This window comes from Curtobacterium sp. GD1, assembly GCF_020882855.1.
GTDB lineage: Bacteria > Actinomycetota > Actinomycetes > Actinomycetales > Microbacteriaceae > Curtobacterium.
The window spans coordinates 33,390-58,928 of the sequence record NZ_JAFEVQ010000007.1; the positions used below are offsets into that span (position 1 = coordinate 33,390).

The window sequence follows — 25,539 nt, forward strand, 5'->3', positions numbered from 1 at the left end:
GGTGGCGTGACCGCAGTCCCCGAACCGTCCCACGAGCGGACGACGAACGGGGTCGGGCCGCACCCCGAGCCCTGGCCGGACGACCCGCGGCTCGACCCGGAGCTCCTGGCGACCGGGGACACCCGCAACGTCGTCGACCGGTTCCGATACTGGTCGATGGACGCCATCGTCGCCGAGCTCGACACGCACCGCCACGCGTTCGACGTGGCGATCGAGAACTGGCAGCACGACCTCAACATCGGGTCGATCGTGCGGAGCGCCAACGCGTTCCTCGCCGGCACCGTGCACATCGTCGGGCGCCGTCGGTGGAACAAGCGCGGCGCGATGGTCACCGACCGGTACCAGCACGTCCGGTACCACCCCGACGTCGCCGCCTTCCTCGAGGCCATGCGCGACGAGGGCCGCCCGGTGATCGCGATCGACAACACCCCCGGGGCGTCCCGCATCGAGACGGCGCCGATCCCGGAACGGTGCGTGTTCCTGTTCGGGCAGGAGGGCCCCGGGCTGACCGACGAGGCCGTCGCCGGGGCGGACGGACACCTCGAGATCACGCAGTTCGGGTCGACGCGGAGCATCAACGCCTCGGCGGCCGCGGCGATCGTCATGCACAGCTGGGTCGTCCAGCACGCCGCCACCGACTGAGGGTTGTCCCCCGAACGGGGTGAATCGCAGGGTGAAAAACCCCCGTTTGCGCGACGGGTGTCAGAGAAGCGACAGAAGATCGACAGGACGACCTGTGAGGCGGTCGTCACATCCCTGATCCCACCCGGCAGCGTGGACCCGACCACTCCCAAGGGTCTGTTCGTCGTGCCCGGAAGGTCACTGCTTGCTGCTCGCACCCCGTCCCCGCCACCGCGCGGAGACCATCGCCCGTCCCCGCTGGTTCCGTGGGATCGCGATGGCGCTCGCCGTGCTCATCCCCACCGCGGGCGTCGCACTCGGCACCGAGGGCGTCGCCCAGGCCGCCGTCGTGCAGTGGGGCACCGGCTCGGACCAGTCGCCGAACTACCAGGCGACGGTCAACGGCGACTTCACGATGACGGGCAACGGCGTGCTCGCCTGCACCGGTTCCGCGCTCACCGCGACGAACACCAGCGGCAGCTGCACGGACCTGCACGCCAACAACCCCGGCACGGGCGTCTCCACGTCGTACAACGACTACTTCAAGATGGTGAACTCGAACACCGTCTCCGGCTTCACCACGAACTCGTCGACCGGCGCGCTGACGATCCCGGCGGGGGCCACCGTCGCGAAGGCGTACCTGGACTGGAGCGCCAACACGGGTGTCTTCACCGGCGCGGGCAACGTGACCTGCTCGGGCAACTCGGCGAACGGCTCGCAGTGGTACGCCACCCGACCGGACGCCGCCGCGGGCTACCGGACCCAGGGCGTGCAGTTCAAGGTCGGCTCCGGCGCGATCCAGACCGTCGCGCCGCAGGCCCTGCTCGAGGACCCGGCGTCGCAGGCGAGCGCGCTGTACTACTCGGCCTCCGCCGACGTCACGGGCGCGTTCGCGAACGCCACCACCGGGTCGGCCCTCACCATCAGCGCCGGCAACATCTGGGCAGCGGTCGGCGCCGGCTGCTACGCGGGCTGGTCGCTCACGGTCGTCTACGACTACGGCAAGTACGTGCCGGGCAACGCCGCGAGCGCCCCGCACCGGGTCATCTACTACCAGGGCCACGTGCGCGAGGCCGCGTCGGACAGCCCGCTCACCGTCAACTTCACCGGGTTCTCGGCGCTGCAGCCCGGTGTGAAGTTCGGCTACACGCTGTACGAGGGCGACCGCGGCATCACGGGCGACTACATGCGATACACCCCGCAGGGCGGCAGTCCGACCGAGGTGCTCAACACGAAGAACGCCTCCGGCAACATCGGTGTCGGCCAGGCGGACGGGTCGGTGCGGTACACGCAGACCGGCGACACGTCGACCTTCACGAACCAGAGCGTCGACGTGCACACCCAGACGCTCAGCGGGGTCGACAAGGGCGACACGTCGATGACGCTCACCGTCGGCACGAGCGGTGACTCCTACCTGCTGCAGAACGCCGTGCTGTCCGTCCCGACCGCGGCGCTCAGCGTGGTGAAGACCCTGGACGGCAGCACGAACGACCAGTACCGCACCGCGACCGAGAACACCTCGTTCACGATCACGGTGACGAACAACGGCTCGGTGTCGCTGTCGAACATCCAGCTGACCTTCCCGGACACCGAGTCCTGCACGCCGTCGACGACGATCGCGGGGCCACTCGCCTCCGGTGCGACCGCCACGGTCCGGTGCACGGGGCCGCCACCCACCGCCGCGTCCACCACGAGCTCGGTGACCGCGACCGGTCAGGTCACCGGCGACCCGACGATCACCGTCACCGACACGAACGCGACGAACACGTACCTGTCGTCGCTCGCGCTCACGAAGACCTCCGCCCTCGCCTCCGGCGCCACCGGCAAGGCGGGCGACACCGTGAACTACTCGTTCACCGCCACGAACTCCGGCACCTCGCCGCTCACCGGCGTCGCGATCACCGACCCGCTGTCGGGGCTCTCCGCGCTCGCCTACGGCACCTGGCCGTCCGGCACCAGCGGGACGCTCCAGCCCGGCCAGGCCGTCACCGCGACCGCCACCTACACGCTGACGCAGACCGACGTCGACGCCGGCTCGGTCGCGAACACCGCCACCGTCACCGGCACCGACCCGGACGGCGGCCCGAAGCCCAGCGCGACCGCGTCGCGCACCCAGCCGCTGACGGCCGCGAACGCCCTGACGCTGACGAAGGCCGGCGCCCTCGCGTCCGGGAGCACCGGCCGGGCCGGCGACACCGTGAACTGGACCTTCCGCCTGACGAACTCCGGCGCGCAGACCATCACCGGTGCCGCGATCACCGACCAGCTCGCCGGCGTCTCCGCCATCGCCTACGGCACCTGGCCGTCCGGCACCACCGGCCGACTCACCCCCGGGCAGACGGTCACCGCGACCGCCACCTCGACGCTCACCCAGGCGCAGGTCGACGCCGGGACGCTGACGAACACCGCGACCGCCGCCGGTCGGAGCGCCACCGGCAGCACCGTCACGGCACCCACCGCCACCGCCACCGTCGCGATCCCCGCCGCGAACGCACTCGTCCTGACCAAGAGCGGTGCCGTCGCCGCCGGGTCCACGGGCAAGGCCGGCGACACCGTGAACTGGTCGTTCACGCTGCGCAACACCGGCAACCAGACCGTCACCGCCGCCTCGATCACCGACCGGCTCGCCGGCGTCTCCGCGCTCACCTACGGCACCTGGCCGTCCGGCACGAGCGGCACGCTCGCGCCGGGGCAGACGGTGACCGCCACCGCGACCTCCGCGCTCACCCAGACCGACGTCGACGCGGGCAGCGTCGTGAACACCGCCGGAGCCGCGGCGAAGGGCGCCACCGGCGGCACCGTCACCGCGCCGGACGCGACGGCGACCGTGGCGGTGACCGATGCCTCCAGTCTGACCATCGTCAAGGACGGGACCCTGGCGTCCGGCGCGACCGGGCGGGCCGGTGACACCGTGTCCTGGACCTTCACCGTGACGAACGCGGGCAACCGCACCCTCACCGGCGTCACCATCGCCGACCCGCTCGCCGGGATCTCGGCGATCACGTACGGCACCTGGACCTCCGGTACGACCGGCAAGCTCGCGCCGGGCCAGTCCGTCACCGCGACGGCCACCTCGACGCTCACCCAGGCGCAGGTGAACGCCGGCTCGATCACGAACACCGCGACCGCGAACGGCAGCAACCCGTCCGGCACCGCCGTGACGAGCGGCCAGACCTCGAAGACCGTCAACATCGCTGCCGCGCAGAAGATCGCCGTGACGAAGACCGGCGCGCTGGCGACCGGTGCCTCCGGCAAGGTCGGCGACACCGTGAACTGGCAGTTCAGCGCCACGAACACCGGCAACACCACGCTGTACGGCGTCGCGATCGCCGACGGGCTGAGCGGCATCTCCGCGCTGACCTACAGCTGGCCCGGCACCACCGGACAGCTCGACCCGAACCAGACCGTCACCGCGACGGCCACGTCCACGCTCACCCAGTCCGACGTCGACGCCGGCAGCGTGGTGAACACCGCGACCGGCGCGGGCAACACCCGTGCCGACGGCTCCGGCCAGCCCGCGTCGTCGACGACCTCCGCCACCGTCGCGGTGTCGCGCGCACCGGGCATCGCGATCGCCAAGACCGGCGCGTTGGCGTCCGGGGCGACCGGCGCCGTCGGCGACACCGTGGACTACACGTTCACGGTCCGGAACTCCGGCAACACCACCCTCACCGGGGTGACCGTCGCCGACCCGCTCACCGGGCTGTCGACGATCGCGTACACGTGGCCGGGCACCGCCGGGCGTCTCACCCCCGGGCAGAGCGCCACGGGGACGGCGACCTACAGGCTGACCCAGAAGGACGTCGACGCCGGGTTCGTGCAGAACACCGCGACGGCGACCGGCACCGCCCCGAACGGCACCACCGCGACGAACGCCGCCACCGCACGGACGACCGTGCCCGCGACGCCGGGGATCGCCGTGTCGAAGACCGGCGCGCTGGCGTCCGGCGCGACCGGTCGCGCCGGTGACACCGTGGACTACACGTTCACCGCGCGGAACACCGGCAACCAGACGCTCACCGCCGTGCGCATCGGCGACGCCCTCGCCGGTGTCTCCACGCCGGTGTACGGCACCTGGCCCTCGGGGACCGCGGGCACCCTCGCTCCGGGCCAGACCGTCACGGCCACCGCGACGTACACGCTCACCCAGGCCGACGTCGACGCCGGCAGCGTGGTGAACACGGCCCGCGCGACCGCGACCACGCCCGCGCAGGGGTCCGTCACGGCCAGCAGCCCGAACACGCTGCCCGTCCCGTCGTCCGGCGCCCTGTCGTTCACGAAGACGGGTGCCGTCGCGGGGTCCGGTTCGCCGACCGCCGGTGGCACCGTGAACTGGACGTTCAGCGCCCGGAACGCCGGCAACGTCACGCTCACGGGCGTCGCGATCACCGACCAGCTCGCGGGCCTGTCGGCGATCACGTACTCGTGGCCGGGGACCACCGGACGCCTCGCGCCGGGGCAGACCGTCACGGCCACCGCGACCTCGACGCTGACCCAGGCGCAGGTCGACGCCGGGACCGTCCGGAACACCGCGACCGTCGCGGGCACCACCCCCGGCAACACCCTGGTCTCGCAGGCGACCGCCGCGTCGGTGTCCGTCGACCGGACCGTCGCGATCAGCGTCGCGAAGTCCGGCGCGCTCGACGCCGGGTCGACCGGCACCGCGGGTGACCGCACCACCTGGACCCTGCGCATCACGAACACCGGGACCACCACCCTGACCTCGGTCGGGGCGACGGACTCGCTCGCCGGGCTGTCCGGGCTGACGTACTCGTGGCCCGGGACCGCCGGCACGCTCGCCCCGGGGCAGACCGCGACCGCGACGGCGACCGGCACGGTGTCCCAGACCGACCTCGACGCCGGCTCGGTGACGAACACCGCGACGGCGACCGGTTCCGGCCCGTCGGGCACCTCGACCGCCACCGCGCAGGGCTCCGGCACCATCCCGCTCACCGGGTCGCCCGCGCTCGGGTTCACCAAGTCGGTCGCCACGGGCACCGGGTACACCGGCCGCGCGGGCGACACCCTGGACTACACGTTCCGCGCCACGAACTCCGGCAACCAGACCCTGACCAGCGTCACGATCACCGACCCGCACGCGGGGCTCGGGACGCTGACGTACACCTGGCCCGGTGCCGCCGGGCGACTCGCACCGGGGCAGTCCGTGACGGCGACCGCGTCGTACACGGTGACCCAGGGCGACGTCGACGCGGGCACCGTGGCGAACCGTGCGACCGTGTCCGGCACCACGCCGCAGGGGACGGGTGTGTCCACGCCCGCGACCGCCGCGCAGACGATCACGCCGGCGCCGGGCATCGCGGTGTCGAAGAGCGCCGTCGTCGGGGGGACCGGCGCCGCGGGCGACACGGTCACGTACCGCTTCGACGTCGCGAACACCGGCACCACCACGCTCACGGGCGTCGGGGTGCGCGACCAGCTTGCCGGGCTGTCCGGGATCACGTTCGGCACGTGGCCGTCCGGCACCACGGGCACCCTCGCGCCGGGGCAGACCGTGCGCGGGACCGCGACCTACGCCGTCACCCAGTCCGACATCGACGCCGGCAGCATCGTCAACACCGCGACCTCGACGGCGACCACCCCGACCGGCGGCACCGTCCGGGCCACCGGCGCGGCCACGGTCACCCCGGCCTCGGGTGCGCCGGCGATCTCCCTCGCGAAGACCGAGCGCCTCGCCACGAGTGCCACCGGCGTCGCGGGTGACACCGTCCGGCTCGGGTACACGATCACGAACAGCGGCAACCAGACCCTGACGAACGTGACCCTGACCGACGAGCAGTCCGGCCACTCCGCGTTCACCTACGGCACGTGGCCGTCCGGCACCGCGGGGACCCTCGGCGTCGGGCAGTCCGTCACGGTCACCGCGACCTACACGCTCACCCAGGCGGACGTGGACCGGGGCACCGTCTCGAGCGACGCCGCCACCACGGCTGTGTCGCCCGGTGGCACCACCGTCCGCGCGACCGACACCGGCTCGGTGGGCACGAAGCGCACCCCGGCGGTGTCCCTGACCGAGACGGGGTCCGTCACGAGCGGGTCCGGCGGCGTCGGCTCCGTCGTCACGTGGACGTACCAGGCGACGAACACCGGTTCCGTCACGCTCACCGTGCCCGAGGTCGTGCACGCGCTCGGCGGGACGGTGACGTACGCCTGGCCGAACGCGCCGAACACCCTCGCACCCGGCCAGACCGTCACCGCGACCACCACCTCCACCGTCACCCAGGCCGACGTCGACGCCGGCGCCCTGGTCGACACCTCCTCGGTCACCGGCACCGCACCGACCGGCACCGACCCGGCCACCGTGTCCGCCACGGCCGCCGCGACCGTCCCCACCTCCAGCGCGGCACCGGGGCTCGCCGTCACGAAGGCCGAGACCTTCGACGCCGACGGCTCGACGACCCGCGCAGCGACCGCGGGCGACCAGGTCGACATGCGCTACGTCGTCACGAACACCGGCAACGTGACGCTCACCGTCGTCGGCGTGCAGGACGCCCAGCGTGGCATCTCGAGCGTCGTCTTCGCCGACGGCGACACCACCATCACGCTCGCCCCCGGTCGCTCGGCGACCGCCACGGCGACCTACACGCTCAGCCAGTCCGACGTCGACGCCGGCGGCATCCGTTCGGCGGCGACCGCGTTCGGCACCACCCCGGCCGGCACCCGCGTCACCGCGACCGCGACCGACGGCGTCACGATCACGCCGACCCCGGCCGTGACGCTGACGAAGACCGCCCGCTACGGCCAGTCCGCCGACGGCGCCGTGCAGAGCGGCCGGGTCGGCGACACCGTCGTCTTCTCGTTCCTCGCGACGAACACCGGTTCCGTCACCCTGAGCGGCCTCGCCCTGCGCGACCAGCTCATCGGGCTCGGCGCCTCGACCCCGGTCGCCGACGCGGCGGCCGCCGGCCAGCTCCGCGACCTCGAGTGGTCCGGCGGCACGGCCGGGTCCCTCGCACCCGGCGAGCGGCTCCGGGCCACCGCGCGGTACACGGTGACGCAGGCCGACGTCGACGCCGGCGCGATCACGAACACGGCGACCGTCACCGGAACCACACCCGCCGGAGCCACCACGAGCCGCGACGCGACCGTGACGATCGCCACCGACGCCGACAACACCGCCGCGATCGGCATCGTCAAGGACGCGTCCGTCCCGGGCTCTGGTGGTGCGCCGCGGCCCGGCGACCCGGTCGACCTGGCGTACACCGTGACCAACACCGGCGACTTCACGCTGACCGGCGTGGGCATCACCGACGCCGGTGCCGACCCCGGCGACGGCGCCGTGACGTACGGCACGTGGCCGTCCGGGACCACCGGCACGCTCACCCCCGGCCAGACCGTCACCGCCACCGCCGTGCACACGCTGACCCAGGCGGACATCGACGCCGGGTACGTCACGAGCCCGGCGATGACCCGCGGCACCCCGTCCAACGGCGGCGCGGCCGTCACCGCGACGAGCTACCGGACGGTGCCCGTCACGCAGGTGAACACGTTCGACTTCACGAAGTCCGGCGTGCCCGCGGGCAGCAGTGCGGCCGTCGGCGACGACCTCCGCTTCACGCTCACCGCGCGGAACACCGGCAACACCACGCTCGACCTGCTGCAGATGACCGACCAGCTGCAGGGCGTCGGGGTGTTGTCGTACACGTGGCCGGACCCGTCCCGCCCCGGGGTGGTCGCACCGGGCGAGGTCGCCACGGCCACGGCGGCGTACACGATCAGCCAGGCCGACGTGGACGCCGGCAGCGTCGTGAACACCGCGAACGCCGTCGCCAGCCCGCCCGCGGGCGCCGCGATCACGAAGACCGCCACGAGCACCACCGCGGTCGACGCGAGCGCCCCGACGATCACCCTCGACAAGACCGAGGCCGTCGCCGACGGGTCCGCGGGCGTCGCCGGTGACACCGTGCGCTTCGGGTACACGATCACGAACACCGGTACGACGACGCTGACGGGCGTCGGGCTGACCGACGAGCAGCAGGGGCTGTCCGGCATCGTGTTCGGCGCCTGGCCCTCCGGGACGACCGGCACGCTCGCCCCGGGCCAGTCGGTGACCGCGACCGCGAGCCACCGGCTCACCCAGGCGGACGTCGACCGTGCCGCGGCGGACACCGACGGCCACGTCGCACTGTCCAGCGGTGCCACCACCACCGCGACCGACCGGCGCAGCGGAGCCGCGGTCTCGGCGACCGACGACGGCAGCGTCGTGCTCGACCCGACCTCGGCCGTGTCGACGCGCAAGACGGCCGCGGTCGTCGGCGCCGGCGACGTCGGTGCCGTCCGGGTCGGCGACGTCGTCCGGTACACCGTCACCGCGACCAACGCGGGGCAGACCACCCTCACCGCCGTGACGGTCGACGACCCGCTCGACGGGCTCGGCACCCCCACCACGACGTGGCCGAACGCCACGGCGGGCACCCTCGCGCCCGGCCAGGCGGTCGTCGTCACGGCGGACCGCACGGTCACGCAGGACGACGTGGACGCCGGGTCGATCGCGAACACCGCGACCACCACGGGCACCACCCCCGCCGGCACGACCGTGTCCGGATCGGGGACGCGCACCGTCGTCACGACGACCGGAGCGCCGGGCATCGGGATCCAGAAGACCGAGACGAACCGGGGAGCGGGCGCCGCCGGCGACACCGTCGACCTCACCTTCACGGTCACGAACTCAGGCGACGTCACGCTCAGCGGCGTGGGGGTCACCGATTCGCAGCAGGGTCTGTCCGCCGTCCGGTTCGACGCCTGGCCCGGTGGCACCGCCGGACGCCTCGCGCCCGGGCAGTCCGTCGTCGCCCACGCCACGTACGCGCTCACGCAGCAGGACGTCGACCGCGGCAGCATCGCGAGCACCGCGACGACCACGGGCACGCCGCCCCGCGGCGCCGACGTGGCCGCGTCCGACGACGGCGGCGTGACCGTGGCACCGCGTGGCGCCCTGTCGATCGACAAGACCGGCAGCCTCGGCGGCTCGACGGGTGCCGTCGGCGACACCGTCCGCTACACGTTCCGCGTCGCCAACACCGGCACCGTCACCGTCAGCGGGGTCGAGGTCGCCGACGTCCTCGCCGGGGTGTCCGACGTCGAGGTCGCCGACTGGCCGACCGCCGCCGGACGGCTGGCCCCCGGGCAGTTCGTCACCGGTACCGCGACGTACCGCGTCACCCAGGCCGACGTCGACGCCGGCGGCGTCCTGAACGACGCCACCGTCACCGGCCGCACCCCCGCGGGCGACACCGTCACGGCGTCCGACGCCGCGACCGTCGCGCTCGCCACGGCGGTGCCCGGCATCCGGCTCGACAAGACCGAGCAACTCGCCGGCAGTGCAACCGGCACCGCCGGCGACACCGTGCGGTTCGGGTACACCATCACGAACACCGGCACGGCGACGCTGTCCGCCGTCGCGCTCGAGGACGCCCAGGCGGGGCTGTCCGACATCGTGTTCGGCACCTGGCCGACCGCCGTCGGCACCCTCGCGCCCGGCGGGTCCGTCACGGCCACGGCGTCGTACACGCTGACCCAGGCGGACGTGGACCGCGGCAGCGTCGCGAGCACCGCGACCACGACGGGCACGGGCCCGACCGGCACCCGGGTCGGCGACACGGCGCAGGGTTCCGTCGCGCTCACCGCGGCCGCGGGCGTCGGCGTCACGAAGCGCGCCGCGTACGTCGACGGCGGCACCGGCCGCGTCGGCGACACCGTCCGCTACACCTTCACCGTCACGAACACGGGCCAGGTCACGCTCGGCTCGGCCCGCGTGACGGACCGCCTCGCCGGACTCGGCACGATCACGGTGGAGGCCGGCCCGAACGGCGACGGCTCGCTCGCACCGGGACAGTCGACCACCGCGACGGCCGGCTACACGGTGACGCAGGCCGACGTCGACGCGGGCGCCGTCGTCAACCAGGCGACCGTCACGGCGACGCCGGCGCGCGGCGCGGACGTCACGGCATCCGACAGCGCGACGATCCGCACGGACGACGGAGCGCCCGCGATCGCGCTGACGAAGACCGAGCAGCGCACCGCGACCGGCACCCCGGCCGTCGGTGACACGGTCCGGCTCGGCTACACGATCACGAACACGGGGAACCAGACGCTCCGGGACGTCGTGGTCGCGGACGCCCAGACCGGCACGAGCGCGGTCACGTACGGCACGTGGCCGGGCACCGCGGGCACGCTCGCTCCGGGCCGGTCCGTCACCGCGACCGCGACGTACGCGCTCACGCAGGCGGACCTCGACGCGGGTCGCGTCGCGAGTGCCGCCACCGCCACCGGCACGGCACCGACGGGAGGCACGGTGCGCGCCACCGACACCGCCGGCGTCGACCTCGCCCAGGCTCCAGGGCTCACCCTGCTCAAGCAGGGTCGGCTCGCGCCCGGTGCGACCGGGTCCGCGGGCGAGGGCATCCGCTACACCTTCACGGCCACGAACACCGGCAACGTGACCGTCACGCTGCTCGACCTCATCGACCGCATGCCCGGTCTCAGCGACCCGACCGTCGACGAGTGGCCGGGAGCGGTCGGCGTCCTCGCCCCGGGCCAGACCGTCACCGCCTCGGCGACGTACACGATCACGCAGTCCGACGTCGACGCCGGCGCCGTCACCAACACCGCGACCGTCGTGGGGCGTGCACCCGACGGCTCCGACGTGACCGGGACCGACGGCACCACCGTCGAGACCGCCGCGTCCGGCCCGCGCATCGGCGTGGTGAAGACCGCGGCGCTCGCGAGCGGGGCGACCGGTGTCGCCGGCGACCGCGTCGAGTACACCTACGCGATCACGAACACCGGCAACGTCACCCTGACCGGCGTCACCGCCCGCGACGACCAGACCGACGCGTCCACCGTCGTGTACGGCACGTGGCCGGGCAGCGCCGGGCGCCTCGCACCGGGGGAGACCGTCACCGCGACGGCGTCCCACGTGCTCACCCAGGCCGAGGTCGACCGCGGCACCCTGACGAGCACCGTCACGGCCACGGGCAACGCCCCCGGCGGCACCGGCGTCAGCGACGCCGACACCCGCTCGGTGACGATCGCCCCGTCGCCGTCGATCACGCTGTCGAAGACCGCCGCGTACGCCGACGGGGGGACCGGTCGCGTCGGCGACACCGTGCGCTACACGTTCCGCGCGGAGAACACCGGCAGCGTCACCCTCGCCGGGATCACGGCGTCCGACCGGCTCGCCGGGCTCTCCGCGATCGACGCCGACTGGCCGGGCACGGCGGGGACCCTCGCGCCGGGCGCGGTCGTCACCGCGACGGCGACGTACACGGTCACCCAGGCCGACGTCGACGCCGGCAGCGTCGTCAACCAGGCGACCGTCGTCGGCAACCCGCCGACCGGCGCACCGGTGACCGCGACCGACGGCGCGACGATCCGCACCGCGGACCCGTCCGACGCGATCGCGCTCGTGAAGGACGAGCGCGTCACCTCGGGCACCGGGGTCGCCGGCGACACCGTCACGCTCACGTTCACCGTCTCGAACCCCGGGAACCGCACGCTCACCGGCGTCACGCTCGACGACGACCAGACGCGCCTCGGCGCCGTGACCTACGGCACCTGGCCCGGCACCGTCGGCACGCTCGCGCCCGGGCAGTCCGTCACCGCGACCGCCACGTACACGCTCACCCAGGCGGACGTCGACCGGGGCTCGATCGCGAGCACCGCCACGACGACGGCGACCGTCCCCTCCGGCGAGGTCGTCACCGCCACGGCCGACGGCGGCCTGGACACCGTCCGCACCGGGTCGTGGACGTTCGACAAGACCGGCGTGCTCGCGGACGGCGACCGGGGCGACCTGGGCGACCGCATCGACTGGACGTACCGGGTGACGAACACCGGCACCGTCACGCTCACCGACGTCTCGGTCGCGGACGCCCTGCCCGGGGTCTCCGCGCCCGTCGTCGGGACGTGGCCGAACGGCACCGCCGGGCAGCTCCTGCCCGGGCAGTCGGTGACCGCCACGGCACGCTCGACCGTCACGCAGTCGGACGTCGACGCCGGCAGCGTCGTGAACACCGCGACCGCCGACGCCACCGTGCCGACCGGCGTGAGCGACCCCGGTCCGCAGCGGGACGGTGCGACGGTCGCGCTGCGCGCCTCGACCCAGCAGATCGCCGTCACGAAGACCGCGAGCCTGGCCGACGGCGCGACCGGCAGGGCCGGCGACACCGTCGAGTTCGGCTACGTCGTGACGAACACCGGCACGTCGACGCTCCGCGGTGTGACGCTCGCCGACGCGCAGACCGGCACGTCCGCGATCACGATCGCCTGGCCGGGGACCACCGGGGTGCTCGCACCCGGGGAGTCCGCACGCGCCTCCGCGGCCTACGCGCTCACGCAGGCCGACGTCGACGAGGGGACCCAGGTCTCCCGCGTCACCGCGACCGGCACCGCACCCGGTGGCGCGACCGTCGACGCTGCCGACACCGCCGCCGTCGCGATCACCGCGCGCCCGGCCCTGGAGCTGGCCGAGCAGGGTGCGCTCGCACCCGGCGCGACCGGCGCCGTGGGCGACACCGTGCAGTGGACGTACACCGTGACGAACTCCGGCACCGTGTCCCTCGACCGGACCGCGATCGCCCAGCAGCTCCAGGGCACCGGCGACGTGACGTTCGGCACCTGGCCCGGCACCCCGGGCGCGCTCGCACCGGGGCAGACCGTCACCGCGACGGCGACCTCGACGATCACGCAGGCCCAGTTCGACGCGGGACGGGTGACCAACCCGGCCACCGCCTCCGGGACCGCGCCGGACGGCGCCGTCGTCACCGCCGACGCGACGGCGACGGTCGAGACCGGCCCCGCCGACGCCCGCATCGGGATCACGAAGACCGCCACGCTGCCGGACGGCGACACCGCCCCGCGGGCCGGCGACGTCGTGACGTTCACCTACCGGGTGACGAACAGCGGGACGTCGACGCTCTCCGGCGTCACGGTCGCCGACGCGCAGGACGGCGTGGGCACCGTGTCGTACGACTGGCCCGGGACCCCGGGCACGCTCGCACCGGGGCAGGTCGTCACCGCGACCGCGACGTACACGCTGACCCAGGCGGACGTCGACCGCGGGAGCACCGGGAGCGCGGCGACCACGAACGGCACGCCGCCGACCGGCACCGACGTCACGGCCAGCGCGGACGCGACGCTCGTGCTGCCCGGCGCCCCGGCGCTCACCGTCGGCAAGGACGGCGCGCTCGCGGACGGTGCGGCCGGGTCCGTCGGCGACGCCGTCGACTACCGCCTGACGATCCGGAACACCGGCACCACCACCCTGCGCGACGTCGCCGCCAGCGACCCGCTGCCGGGGCTCGGCGCGCTGGCGTACCCGGACGGGTTCGACGGCACGCTCGCCCCCGGGGCTGACGTCGTCGCGACCGCGGCGTACACGGTCACGCAGGAGGACGTCGACGCCGGCAGCGTCGTGAACACCGCGACGGCGACGGCGAACCCGCCGACCGGTGGCCCGGTCTCGGCCGCGGGCAGCGCCACGGTGCCCCTCGCCGCGGCCGACGCCGGCATCGACATCGTGAAGACCCAGCGCCTCGCCGACGGTGCCCCGGGGCGTGCGGGCGACCAGGTGGCGTTCACGTTCACGATCACGAACACCGGGGCCGCGACCCTCCGCGGGGTCACCGTCGCGGACGGCCAGCCCGGCCTCGGCGCGATCTCGGTCGACTGGCCCGCGACGTCCGGTGTCCTCCGACCCGGGCAGACCGCCACGGCCACGGCGACGTACACGCTGACCCAGCAGGACGTCGACCGCGGTTCGGTCTCGAGCACGGCGACCACGACCGGCACGAGCCCGGCCGGCGCGACCGTGCGGGCCTCGGACGCCGGGTCGACCACCGTCACCGGGACCCCGGCCCTGACCGTCACGAAGTCCGGCGCACCCGCATCCGGGACCACTGCGGGCCGTGGCACCGAGCTCCGCTGGACGATCGACGTCCGGAACAGCGGCATCGTCACGCTCACCGGGGTCGCGGTCACCGACGACCTCGCCGGCTTCCGGACCACCGACACGGCGTGGCCGGCGGCGGAGGGCACCCTCGCGCCGGGCGAGACCGCTCGGGTCACGGGCACGAGCACCGTCGGCCAGGCGGACGTCGACGCCGGCGGGGTCGTGAACACCGCACGGGCGACCGGCACGGCACCGGACGGCGTCGTGGTGGACGGCGGCGGCGCCGCGACGGTCCCGACGGGCACCGCGGCCGCGGGGATCTCGATCGTGAAGACCGCGACCCTGGCCCCGGGGACGACCGGCGCCGCCGGCGACACCGTCCGGTACCACTACGTCGTCACGAACGGCGGGGACACGACCCTGCGCGGCGTCACCGTGCGCGACGCCGGAGCGGGGGTCTCCGCGATGACCTACGCCTGGCCGGGCGAACCGGGCGTGCTCCTGCCGGGCGAGACCGTCGAGGTGGACGCGACCGTCGTCGTCACCCAGGCGGACGTGGACGCCGGGTCGCTGTCCTCGCCGGCGACGGTCGTCGGCACCGCTCCGGGTGGCAGCACCGTCACCGACACCTCCGAGGCCGGGGTCTCACTGCCGAACGCGCCGCACCTGACGCTCGACAAGCGCGGGGTGCTCGCGGCCGGGGCGACCGGCGCCGTCGGGGACCGCGTGGACTACACGTTCACCGTGACGAACGACGGCTCCGCGCCGATCACGGGCGTCACGCTCGACGACGGCCTCGCCGGGCTCACCGACGTCACCTGGACCTGGCCGGGCACCGCCGGCACGCTCGCCCCCGGTGAGCAGGCGACCGGTACCGCCGGCTACCGCATCACCCAGGCGGACGTCGACGCCGGCGGCGTGGTGAACACCGCGACCGTCGGTGGCACCGGACCGGACGGCACCGACGTCACGAGCGGAGCCTCCTCGGCCACCGCACCCGTCGCCGGCCGCGGCTCGCTCACGATCGACAAGACCGTGCAGTACGCCACCGGGACCGACGGCGCCGTGGGGCAGCAGTTGCAGTACGGCTTCACGCTCGTGAACACCGGCACCGTCACCCTGCGCGGCGTGCACGTCGACGACCGGCTCGCCGGGCTCTCCGACGTCGTCTACGGGCAGTGGCCCGGCGCCGCGGGCGTCCTCGCCCCCGGGCAGCGCGTGACCGCCACGGCGACCTACGTGGTCGGTCAGGCCGACGGCGCTTCGGGTAGCGTCGAGAACAGCGCGACGGCGATCGGGACGCCGACGCCCGGGACCCTGCCCGGCACCGGCCCGATCACCTCAGCGCCCGACACCGTCCGGATCGCGGTCCACCCGGCCGCGGGGGTCCCTGCCCTCGCGTTCACCGGGTCCGACCCCGTGCCGGCAATCGCCGTGGCCGCACTCCTCGTGGCACTCGGCATCGCAACGGCGGTCATCGGGAGCCGCCGTCGCCCCAGGAAGGAACACCGATGACCCTGCGCCCCTCGCGCTCCCTGTCCGTCCGGCTCCTGGCACTCGCCGGGGTCGCCGCCCTCGGCGTCGGCCTCGCCGGCTGCTCGGGCGGTGACGGCCCCGACGGGAAGCCCTCGGCGTCCTCGACCACGGCCGCCACGGAGCGTCCGGCGATCACCGACGTGGAGACCCCGGCCGGCGGCACCGGTGAGTTCGTGGGCGCGAAGTCCGACGTGCAGGTCACCTCGTGCAAGCGCTCCGGCTCGTCGTGGGCCGTCGCCGGGACCGTGAAGAACCCCGAGAAGACGGGCCAGGGCTACCGCATCTACGTCTCGCTGCTCAAGGGGCAGTCGGACACCCGCGCCGTGAAGGAGGTCGACGTCGCCGCCGTCGGCGCCGGTGCGTCGGAGGACTGGGACACCACGATCGACACCTCGGAGAGCGGCCTCTCCTGCGTGCTGCGCGTGGAGCGCTTCGCGGCCTGACGGCCCGTCCACCGGTGGTGCCCCTCCCTCGCCCGCACGCGACCGCCCAGGTGGGCGGTGTCCGTCGCGCCACGCCGCTCCTCCACCGCGCGCGGCTGGTGTCGACGATCGAGCGAGCCGTCCGCGCCGGCGGGGTGGTCGTCGTCGCCGGCCCACCGCGGTCCGGCGTGACGACGCTCGTCGCCGACTGGGCGGACCGGACGTCGGTGCCGGTCGAGCACGCCGCGGGCGCCACGGGGCAGCTCCGGCAGGTGGCCGACGACGAGCGGGCCGGGAGGCGCGCCCTCCTCGTCGACGACGCCCACCTGCTCGGGACGGCCGGCACACGGGCCCTGCTCGCCGCCGGCGCGGAGCGTCCCGTCGTCCTCGCCGGACGGCCGGGGGCCGTGCTCGACGCCGTCGCCGACGAGACGCACGCCACCGTGATCGGCCCCGGGGACCTCGCGTTCGACGCCGCCGAGACCGCCGCCCTGCTCGGCCGTGCGGTCGGTGTCGTGATCGCCCCCGCGTTCGTCGCCCGGACCGCTGCCGAGGTGGGCGGTGTCGCGGGCGTGCTCGCCGCTGCCGCCGCCACGGTCGCCGACGAGGACCGGCCACCCGTCGACCTCGCCGCACGGTTCGACCACGCGGCGACGGCGGCGACCGGTGCGTGGGTCCGCGAGACCGTGCAGGACCCGTGGCTGCGGACCTTCGGGGAACGGGCCGCGGTGGTGCCGTCCGCCCCGGACGAGTTCCTGGCCGAGCTCGGCGGGGACGCAGACGTCGACCTCGCCTCGGTGCACCGGGCAGCCGCGGACGCCGGCCTCGGACAGCTCGACGACGACGGGTTCACCTGGTTCGACGGCATCGCCCGGGCACTCCGGGCCGCCGGTGCCGCGACGGACGCCGAGCGCCACCGCGAGGTCGTCCGTCGGGCCGCGGCGTGGGCGATCACCCACGACGACACCGTCACCGCCATCGACGCGGCCGTCCAGCTGGACGACCTCGACCTGCTCTCCGACGTCCTCACCGCCGCGTGGACACGGATCACCGGCCCCGGGGCCCCGGCGATCGCCCGGCTCCTCGACCCGATCCGTCCGAAGCGCGCGGCACGGCACCCCGTCGTGCTCGCCGCGATCGCCCGGTCGGAGTCGGCCGCCGACCGGCACCACGCACGAGCCTCCCGGGTGAACGCCGCCGTCATCCCCGCGGTGGCCGCCGTCCTGCCCACCGCCCCGCCCGCCGACGCCGTGTTCCTCGCCGCGATCGACGCACAGGCCCGGCGGATCGTCGGCGACGACGTGGGCGCCGTGGCGGCGGCGACCACGGCCCGGACCCGGCTCGACGCGCTCGACGCGACGTCCGCCGACCGACTCGCACCGCGCCTCCCGTTCGTCCTTCAGCAGATCGCGGCCACCGAGCTGGCGGACCGCGACGGCGAGGGGGCACTCGCCACCCTCGCCCGCATCGAGCCCGTCGAGGGTGCCGACGGCGACCTGCAGCGTGCGGCCGCCGAGGGGCTGACGGCGCTCGTGCACGCCCTCGGCGGCGAGGTGGACGTCGCGCGCCGGCTGCTCGACGGCGGACGACCGCTCGACGTGCCCACGGGCGCGCTCGCGACGGCGATCGTCGCGCTGGAGCAGGGCGAGCCGGACGAGGTGCAGCAGATCCTCCGCAGGGTCGACCCGCTCTTCGGCGCATTCGAGCACTGGCCGATCGTGCTCGCCCTCCGCGCCCGTGCCAGCACCGTCGCCGGGCGGGTCCCGCCGGCCGACCAGCTCGCCGCGCACGACGCCGGGGTGCAGCGCTACCGGCAGCGCAGCACCGCCGGGGGCGTCGGCGCTCGGATGCTCGCCCTCGCCCGGGTGCGGCTCCAACTCGCCGCCGGACAGCTGTCGCAGGCCGAGCGCGCGCTCGGGGCGCTCGGGCCGGTGCAGGTCTGGAACGCCGCCGAGCACATGGGCCTCGCACTCGCCCGGGCCGAGCCGGACCGGGCACTCGCCATCGTCAACGCCGTCACCGTGCACGGGGTCTACCAGGCCCGCACGACCGCGCTCCTCGTGCTGCTGCGGGCCGTGGCGCTCCGACGGACCGGTGACGTGCTCGGCGCGGTCGCGGCCTTCCACGAGGCGATGGACCTGTTCGACCGGCACGGCCTCCGCGGGGAGCTGCTCACGCCGCCGCGGGACGACGTCCGGCAGCTGGTCGAGGCGTCGGGGGACGAGCGGGTGCGGGCGCTGTGGGCGTCGCTGAGCGGGCTGCGGTCGGTGTTCCCGGGGCCGGACGTCGGCGTGGTGCTGTCCGAGCGGGAGTCGGTCGTCCTGGGGCTGCTCGGGGAGCCGTTGAGCGTGCCGGGGATCGCGTCCGAGCTGCACGTGTCGGTGAACACCGTGAAGACCCAGGTGCGGAGCGTGTACCGGAAGCTCGGGGTGTCGACGCGGCGCGAGGCCGTGGAGCAGGGGCGGTCGCTCGGGTTGTCCGGGGCGTAGGCGTCAGCGCGCCGCGGTGGTGCGGTGGTCGTCCGGCGCGTCGGCGTCAGCGCGCCGCGGTGGAGCGCTGGTCGTCCGGCGCGTCAGCGTCGGCGTCGGCGTAGGCGTCAGCGCGCCGCGGTGGTGCGCCGCGCGACCAACCGGGGCTCGACCAGGACCTCGGTCGCCGCCGACGTCGGGTCGGCGATCCGCGCGAGGAGTCGCTCGCCGGCGCCGCGCCCGATCTCGACACTGCGGTCGTCGATGCTCGTGAGCCCCACGTACCGCGTCGCCGCGAGCGGGGTGTCGTCGTAGCCCATGACCGACACGTCCTCGGGGACGCGCAGCCCACGCTCGGCGAGCTCGGACAGCGCGCCGAGCGCCATCACGTCGTTCGCGGCGAAGACCGCCGTCACCTCGGGGTGCGCGTCGAGGAGCTGCGCCAGGGCGCGCGACCCCGCCTCCTCGGTGGGCTCGCCCGGGAGCACGACCGTCGCGACCTCGGCGCGGCCGTCGACACCGGCGCTGAACCCCGTGCGTCGTTCGTCGGACGCGGCCGACGAGGCGCCGACGAACCCGAGGCGCGTGTGGCCGAGCGCGAGCAGGTGCTCCGCGGCCATCGCCCCGCCCGCGCGGTCGTCGTTCGCCACGGTGTCCGCGCGGGGGATCGCGACGCGGCCGCCGGCGATGACGAGCGGGGTCGAGGCGGGGATCGCGAGGTCGGTGTCGGGCTCGCCGGCGATCACGATGCCCTCGACGCGCATGGACAGGAAGCCCTCGACCGGCGAGGCGTCGAGCCCGGTGTTGAGGAAGCGGTCGGCGACGACGAGTCGGTGGCCCTGGTCCTGCAGTGCCTCGCGCAGCCCGGTCAGCAGGTCGACGAACCACTGGTTCCGGAAGTCGTCGAGGACGACGCCGATCGTCCGGGAGCGCGTGCCCGCGAGCGACACCGCGGCCGTGGAGGGGCGGTAGTCGAGCTCCTGGATCGCCTTGAGCACCGCGTCACGCCGCTGCTGGCTCACCCGCGGGGAGCGCTGCAGGACGAGCGACACGAGGGACTTCGAGACCCCGGCGCGCGCGGCGACGTCGTAGATGGTCGCGGGTTTGCCGGCTCCCATGATCTGCATCGACCTCCGTGGCTCTCCCGTCGATGGTAGCGGGGGTGGCGCGCGTGCGGCGCGCCGGGCGCGCGGCCGCTTCGTGAGCAGAAATGGTCGGGTGCGTGGTGCCGACCCGACATCTTCTGCTCACGATCTGCGCGTGGTCACTCCTCCACACGGGAGGCGCGGTGCGAGTTGTGCACGAGTGCTTCGGTACGCGGGCGGTGCGGGAGCGCGGGGCGCGAGGGTGACCGCATGCGACCACGCCCGCTTCCGCCCGCGCTCCGCAACCGCGCGTTCGACGTCCACGCCGCGGACCGCGCAGGAGTCTCCCGACAGCGACTCCGACGGAGCGACCTCGTCCGGCCCACCCGTTCGATCCGGTGGGCCCGCGACCGCCCACCCGACGCCGTGCACCGGATCCGAGCCCTCCGGCCGGTCCTGCTGCCCGGACAGTTCGTCAGCCACGTCTCCGCCGCCGTGCTCTGGGGGCTGCCCGTCCCGGTCGACGACGAGGCGCCGGTGCACGTCACGAGTCCGATCCCGACCGCCCAACCGCGTCGCACGGGCGTGGTCGGACACCGGATCACGCCCGACCGAGCGGACGTCGCCGAGCGGTGGGGCATGCCCGCGAGCACTCCCGCAGCGCTGTGGGTCGACTGCGGCGCGATGCTGACGACCGACGAGCTCGTCGTGCTCGGCGACGCGATCGTGACCGAGCCACGGTGTCGCACGACGATCGACGACCTCCGGACCGCACTCGTCCGGGCCGGAGCCCGAGCAGGCGTCCGGAAGCTGCGGACGGCGATCGAGCTGGTCCGGGTCGGTGCCGGCTCGCCCCAGGAGACGCGGGCGCGGCTCGCGATCATCCGCGCGGGCCTTCCCGAACCGGAACTACAGGTAGAGATCCGAGACGAGGCAGGGTCCTTCGTCGGTCGGGTCGACATGGCCTACCCGCGGCACCGCGTCCTCATCGAGTACGAGGGCGACCACCACCGCACGGATGCCGCGCAGTGGGCCAGCGACCTCCGGCGCTACCGCGAGGCCGAGCGCCTCGGCTGGGTCGTCGTCCGGTGGTCGCGCTCGGACCTCACCCGGTACCTCGCCGAGGCCATCGGACACCTGCGGTCGGTGCTCACACGCCGGGGGTAGCGTCCGGGCAATGGCGACGCTGCTCATCACCGGGGCCGCAGGACGCATCGGCGCTGCAATCCGGCCCCGACTCCTCGCGGCCGGTCACGACCTCGTGCTGTTCGACGAGCGCACGCCGGACGACCCACCGACCGGCGGTGAGCGCTTCGTGCCCGGGTCGGTGCACGACGCCGATGCCCTCGACGACGCGCTGATCGGCGTCGACACCGTCGTCCACCTGGCGGGCATCCCGACCGAGGCCGCGTGGGACGACCTCGTCGCGGCGAACCTCACCGGGACGAAGAACGTGCTCGAGCGAGCGGCCGCGGCCGGGGTCCTCCGGGTCGTCCAGGCGAGCTCGATCCACGCCGTCGGCCGAGTGCCCGAGCCGCTCGACGAACCGGGGAGCGTGCCCGGGGACCGGCTGCCCCGTCCGGACACGTACTACGGCGTGACGAAGGCCGGGATGGAACTCCTCGGCAGTCTCTTCGCTGACCGATTCGGGATGTCGATCGTCTCGGCACGCATCGGGGCGTTCGGCGAGCAGCCGTCGTCCGGTCGTGCGCTCCTGATGTGGAGCTCGCCGGACGACCTGGTGCGGTTGGTGCTGGCGACCATCGCGCTCCGGGGCCCGGGGCACCACGTCGTGTGGGCGCTGTCCCGGAACACCGGGTCCCCGGCCGACCTCACCGCAGGGGAGCGGATCGGCTTCGTGCCGGTCGACGACGCCTCGGGCGTGCTGGACCCCGACGCCCGTGCGGCCCTGCCCGCCGAGGACCTCCGCTACCTCGGCGGCGACATGGTCGAGCTGCCGCTCGGGCGAAGCACTTCGTGAGCAGAAACGGTCGGGTTCCCTGAGGTCACCCGACCATTTCTGCTCACGAAGCGGCGCGGCGGGGCGCGCGCCCGCGCCCCCGCTACCCGATCAGGCTCGGGCGCAGGTCGCGCAGCGTCCGCGACCGCGTCTGCCGCGCCGTCACGACGAACGACACCAGGAGCGCCCCGAGCAGCCAGCACGCGAGCACGCCCGCGTCCGACCACGCCGCACCGAGGTCCCCGCCGTACATCGTCTGCCGGATCGCGTCGACCGAGTACGTCATCGGCAGCGCGAAGTGCAGCGCCGCCAACGGCCCCGGCAGCGTCTGCCACGGGAACGTCCCGCCGGCGGTGACGAGCTGCACGAGCATGAGCACCAGGCCGAGGAACTGCCCCACCGAGCCGAGCAGCACGTTCAGCGCCATGATGATCGCCGCGAACGTCGCCGATGCCAGCACCATGACCCCGATCGTCGCCCCGGCGTGCACGACGTTCAGGTCGAGGGCGAACCGGACGATGAAGAAGAGCGCCACCATCTGCACGAGTCCGAGCAGCGCCGGCGTCAGCCATCCGCCGAACACCACCGCGAGGGGCTTCCGCACCGCGGTGATCGCCCGCTTCGAGATCGGCTTGAGGATGAGGAACAGCGCGTACATGCCGATCCAGGCCGCGAGGGAGATGAAGAACGGCGCGAGACCGGCCCCGTAGTTGTCCGCCGCCGCGACGTTGTCGTCCCCGACCTTGACCGGGTCCGAGATCACCGACGCCTGGTCCTCACGCTGCGAGGCGTTCGACGCCGGGATCTTCGTGCGGCCCTCGTGGAGCTTCGAGGCGAGCTCGGACGAGCCGCTCTGCAGCTTCGTCAGCCCGGACGCCAACGACTTCGCGCCGTCGTCGGCCGAGGCCGCTCCGGACGCCAAGGAAGCCGCACCGGACGACAGCGTGGGCGCGGCCGACGCGAGCTGCGAGGTGCCAGAGGCCACCTGCGACGAGCCGGACGCCAACTGCGCGGCACCGTCCGCAGCGGAGGAGACCCCGCTGGCCAGGGTGGGGGCCGCCGTCGCCAGGGCGGAGGTGCCGGCCGCGACCTGGGCGGACCCGTCGCGCAGCTGGTCGACGCCCTCGAGCGCGGCCTTGGCCTTCGCGAGATCAGCCTTCGTCTTGTCGTCACCGAGCTGCGCCTCGACGGTGGAGGTGATGACCGCCTGCACCTCCGGCGTCAGTTCCACTCCACGGTCCGCGGCGGCCTTCGTGATCGCCGCCGTCACGGTGTCGGGGGAGAGGCCGTTCAGCGCGTCGAGCGCCGGATCGGTCTGGTCGGCCAGTGCCTTGTTGCCGGCGGCGACCTGCTGTGCGCCCTCGTTCAGCTGCGCGGTCTGCGCCGGCAGCGACGCGGTCTGCTGCTTGGCCGTCTGCAGCCCCGAGGACAGCGTCGCCGCCCCGGAGGCGACCTGCTGGGCGCCCTGGTCGAGCGCAGCGGTCTGCGACGGCAACGCGGCGGTCCCGTCCGCGAGCGTCGCCGCCCCGGAAGCGAGCTTGCCGGTGCCGTCCGCGAGCGTGGCCGCGCCCGACGCAGCGGACCTCGCACCGGAGGCGAGCTGCCCCGCGCCGTCGACCGCGTCGCCCAGGCTGTCGCGCACGTCGGCGAGGCCCACGAGCAGGGTCTTCGCCGCCTGCTTCCCGACCCGCTCGGCGACGGCGGTGCGCATCGTCTTGCCCGCCTGCTCCGCGATGGTCGAGGCGAGGTACGAGTTCGTGTCCGCCGTCGTCATCACGAGCTCGGCACGCTTCGGGTCGTCGGACTGTGCGGAGACGAGGGACTCCGAGAAGTCGTGCGGGATCGTCACGACGAAGTCGTACGTGCCGTTCCGGACGCCGGAGCGCGCGTCGGCCGCGGTCGTCTTCGTCCACTTGAAGTCGGCGCCGTCGATGGCCTCCTTCGTGACGTCCTTGCCGTAGTCGACGTGGTCGCCGTCGAGCGTCGCCCCGGCGTCCTGGTCGACGATGGCGGCGGGGACCTGGTCGAGCTTCGCGTACGGGTCGCGGTTCGCCCAGAGGTAGGCGCCGCCGTACAGCAGCGGCACGACCATGAGCGCGATGAACGCGAGTCGTGCGAGCGGGGTCGCGGTGAGTCGCGCCAGTTCGGCGCGGACGAGCGAGGTGGTGGTCACGCGGTCGCCTCCGTGGGCAGGTGGTCGGTGTCGGACTGGAGGCGCGGGTCGTCTCCGTCAGGTCGGGCCACGTCCTCGGGGTCCTCGGTCTGGATGGTGTCGAGCAGGTGTTCGACGGTCGCGGCTGCGGCCTTGGAGGTCACGAGCACGACGGTCACGCCGCGGCGGGCGACGTCGCGGACGACCGCGAACCACCCCTCCACGGCGCCGCCGTGCCGTTCGGGCGAGGTGATGACGAGCCCGGTCACCCCGTCCCGCAGCAGGGCGAGTTCGACGAGGAGCCGGACCCGCACGTCGGTCGGGACCCGCTGCACGTGCGTGTCGGCGTAGTCCCGCAGCCCGAGCTCGTCGAGCACGGTGTCGACGTGCTCGCGGGAGGGCCGCTGTCCGGCGAAGGCGAGCTCCTCGCGCACGATGCGCTTGAGGCTCATCACGGGGAAGGGCTCAGCGATGCCCGGCGTGTCCACGAGGGCGAACGTCCTCCGGACCGCCGCGGCGTCGTCGTGCCCGTCGAGCAGCACGCGACCGGTCTCGGGCCGCATGCGCCCGCCGGCGACGAGCGAGGCGAGCACGGGTGCCTGCTCCGTCTCGACGGCGACGACACCGGGGCGGCCGGGGGCGGCGACGGCGGAGACGACGGGCAGCGCGGCACCGGGCTCGTCGCCGATGCCGACGTGGTCGAGTTCGAGCGTCATGCGCGGTCCTTCTCTGTGGAGACCTTCGTGGTGGTGGAGGCGGCCGGCTCGGAGAGCGAAGCGGTGCGCCAGTCGATGCCGGCCATCCCGAGCGCCGAGAGGACGACCATGCGGCGTCCGTCGTCGTCCGAGGTGCCGGAGCGCGTGGCCTCGTCGAGCACGGCGATGCAGGCGCCCTCGACGAGCCGGCCGAGCGTCGCGGGGTCGACGTCGTCGCGCATGGTGCCGTCGGCGATCCCGAGGGCGCACGCGTCGCGGACCTGGGCGCGCAGGGGAGCGAACACCGCGGCCACGGACTCGCTGAACGGGCTGCGGATCGCGACCCGGGCCATCGACCGGACGTGGGACACCTCGGACCACAGCGTCACCGCGATGGCGGCGAGCCGAGCGGCCGGTGGGAGTGCGCCGAGGTCCGCCGCGGTCGGCATCGCACCGGCGACACGAGCGGCCCCGGCGGTGACGACCTCGCGCACGAGGTCGTCACGGGAGGGGAAGTGTCCGTAGACCGCACGCCGGGAGAGTCCCGCGGCGGACGCGATCGTCTCGAGCGAGACGTCCGGGTCCGCCTGCAGTGCGGTCTTCGCCGCCTCGATCAGGGCAGCCCGGTTCTCCGTCGCGTCCCGGCGGGGAGCGCGTGCGGGCTGGTCAGGAGTGGTCACGCACCCCATCG

General features: G+C 74.4%; 10 protein-coding genes. 6 read left to right on the forward strand and 4 right to left on the reverse strand.

All coding sequences use genetic code 11. The annotated features are described in order from the left end of the window. Positions 1-6: 6 nt before the first annotated feature. The 4 genes from JSX79_RS05400 to JSX79_RS18620 all read left to right on the forward strand — a co-directional run bounded on the left by JSX79_RS05400 (position 7) and on the right by JSX79_RS18620 (position 18,977). A complete protein-coding gene (locus JSX79_RS05400) occupies positions 7-642 on the forward strand; it encodes a TrmH family RNA methyltransferase (protein WP_092384622.1) in 636 nt (211 codons plus the stop codon). Positions 643-826: 184 nt separating this feature from the next. Beyond that, the gene (locus JSX79_RS05405; RefSeq protein WP_229085386.1) at positions 827-16,045 is read left to right on the forward strand and encodes a CARDB domain-containing protein; all 15,219 of its coding nucleotides are present in this window, start codon (positions 827-829) and stop codon (positions 16,043-16,045) included. Continuing rightward, complete coding sequence (locus JSX79_RS05410) at positions 16,042-16,509, forward strand: hypothetical protein (protein ID WP_229085387.1); 468 nt, start codon at positions 16,042-16,044, stop codon at positions 16,507-16,509. The genes JSX79_RS05405 and JSX79_RS05410 overlap by 4 nt, the downstream gene beginning before the upstream one ends. A 14-nt stretch (positions 16,510-16,523) precedes the next feature. Further along, entirely contained in the window at positions 16,524-18,977 is a 2,454-nt protein-coding gene (locus tag JSX79_RS18620) for a LuxR C-terminal-related transcriptional regulator (RefSeq protein WP_229085388.1), read from the forward strand. A gap of 107 nt (positions 18,978-19,084) precedes the next feature. Here the strand turns inward: JSX79_RS18620 and JSX79_RS05420 are convergent, their stop codons facing one another. Then, positions 19,085-20,083, reverse strand: a complete 999-nt coding sequence (locus JSX79_RS05420; protein ID WP_229085389.1) for a LacI family DNA-binding transcriptional regulator — start codon at positions 20,081-20,083, stop codon at positions 19,085-19,087. A 228-nt stretch (positions 20,084-20,311) separates the two neighbouring features. Between JSX79_RS05420 and JSX79_RS05425 the strand changes: the two genes are divergently transcribed. Together JSX79_RS05425 and JSX79_RS05430 are read left to right on the forward strand one after the other, a co-directional pair. Next, complete coding sequence (locus tag JSX79_RS05425) at positions 20,312-21,208, forward strand: hypothetical protein (protein WP_071303472.1); 897 nt, start codon at positions 20,312-20,314, stop codon at positions 21,206-21,208. Positions 21,209-21,218: 10 nt separating this feature from the next. Beyond that, a complete protein-coding gene (locus JSX79_RS05430; RefSeq protein WP_071303473.1) occupies positions 21,219-22,022 on the forward strand; it encodes an NAD(P)-dependent oxidoreductase in 804 nt (267 codons plus the stop codon). Positions 22,023-22,104: 82 nt separating this feature from the next. On the opposite strand, the gene JSX79_RS05435 is transcribed toward JSX79_RS05430, so the two are convergent. Genes JSX79_RS05435 through JSX79_RS05445 form a run of 3 tightly spaced genes read right to left on the reverse strand, consistent with a single transcriptional unit; the run spans position 22,105 to position 25,528 of the window. Continuing rightward, positions 22,105-24,174, reverse strand: coding sequence for a YhgE/Pip family protein (locus tag JSX79_RS05435; RefSeq protein ID WP_229085390.1), 2,070 nt, complete (start codon positions 24,172-24,174; stop codon positions 22,105-22,107). Continuing rightward, a complete protein-coding gene (locus JSX79_RS05440) occupies positions 24,171-24,869 on the reverse strand; it encodes a hypothetical protein (RefSeq protein ID WP_070417037.1) in 699 nt (232 codons plus the stop codon). Before JSX79_RS05440 ends, JSX79_RS05435 begins: the two co-directional genes overlap by 4 nt. Further along, positions 24,866-25,528, reverse strand: coding sequence for a TetR/AcrR family transcriptional regulator (locus JSX79_RS05445; protein WP_083403140.1), 663 nt, complete (start codon positions 25,526-25,528; stop codon positions 24,866-24,868). Before JSX79_RS05445 ends, JSX79_RS05440 begins: the two co-directional genes overlap by 4 nt. Positions 25,529-25,539 lie beyond the last annotated feature (11 nt).

Excerpts from the sequence above, each read along its gene's own strand:
- JSX79_RS05410 (WP_229085387.1), top strand. The coding sequence starts at position 16,042 with ATGACCCTGCGCCCCTCGCGCTCCCTGTCCGTCCGGCTCCTGGCACTC.
- JSX79_RS05420 (WP_229085389.1), bottom strand. The coding sequence starts at position 20,083 with ATGCAGATCATGGGAGCCGGCAAACCCGCGACCATCTACGACGTCGCC.
- JSX79_RS05425 (WP_071303472.1), top strand. The coding sequence starts at position 20,312 with ATGCGACCACGCCCGCTTCCGCCCGCGCTCCGCAACCGCGCGTTCGAC.
- JSX79_RS05430 (WP_071303473.1), top strand. The coding sequence starts at position 21,219 with ATGGCGACGCTGCTCATCACCGGGGCCGCAGGACGCATCGGCGCTGCA.
- JSX79_RS05440 (WP_070417037.1), bottom strand. The coding sequence starts at position 24,869 with ATGACGCTCGAACTCGACCACGTCGGCATCGGCGACGAGCCCGGTGCC.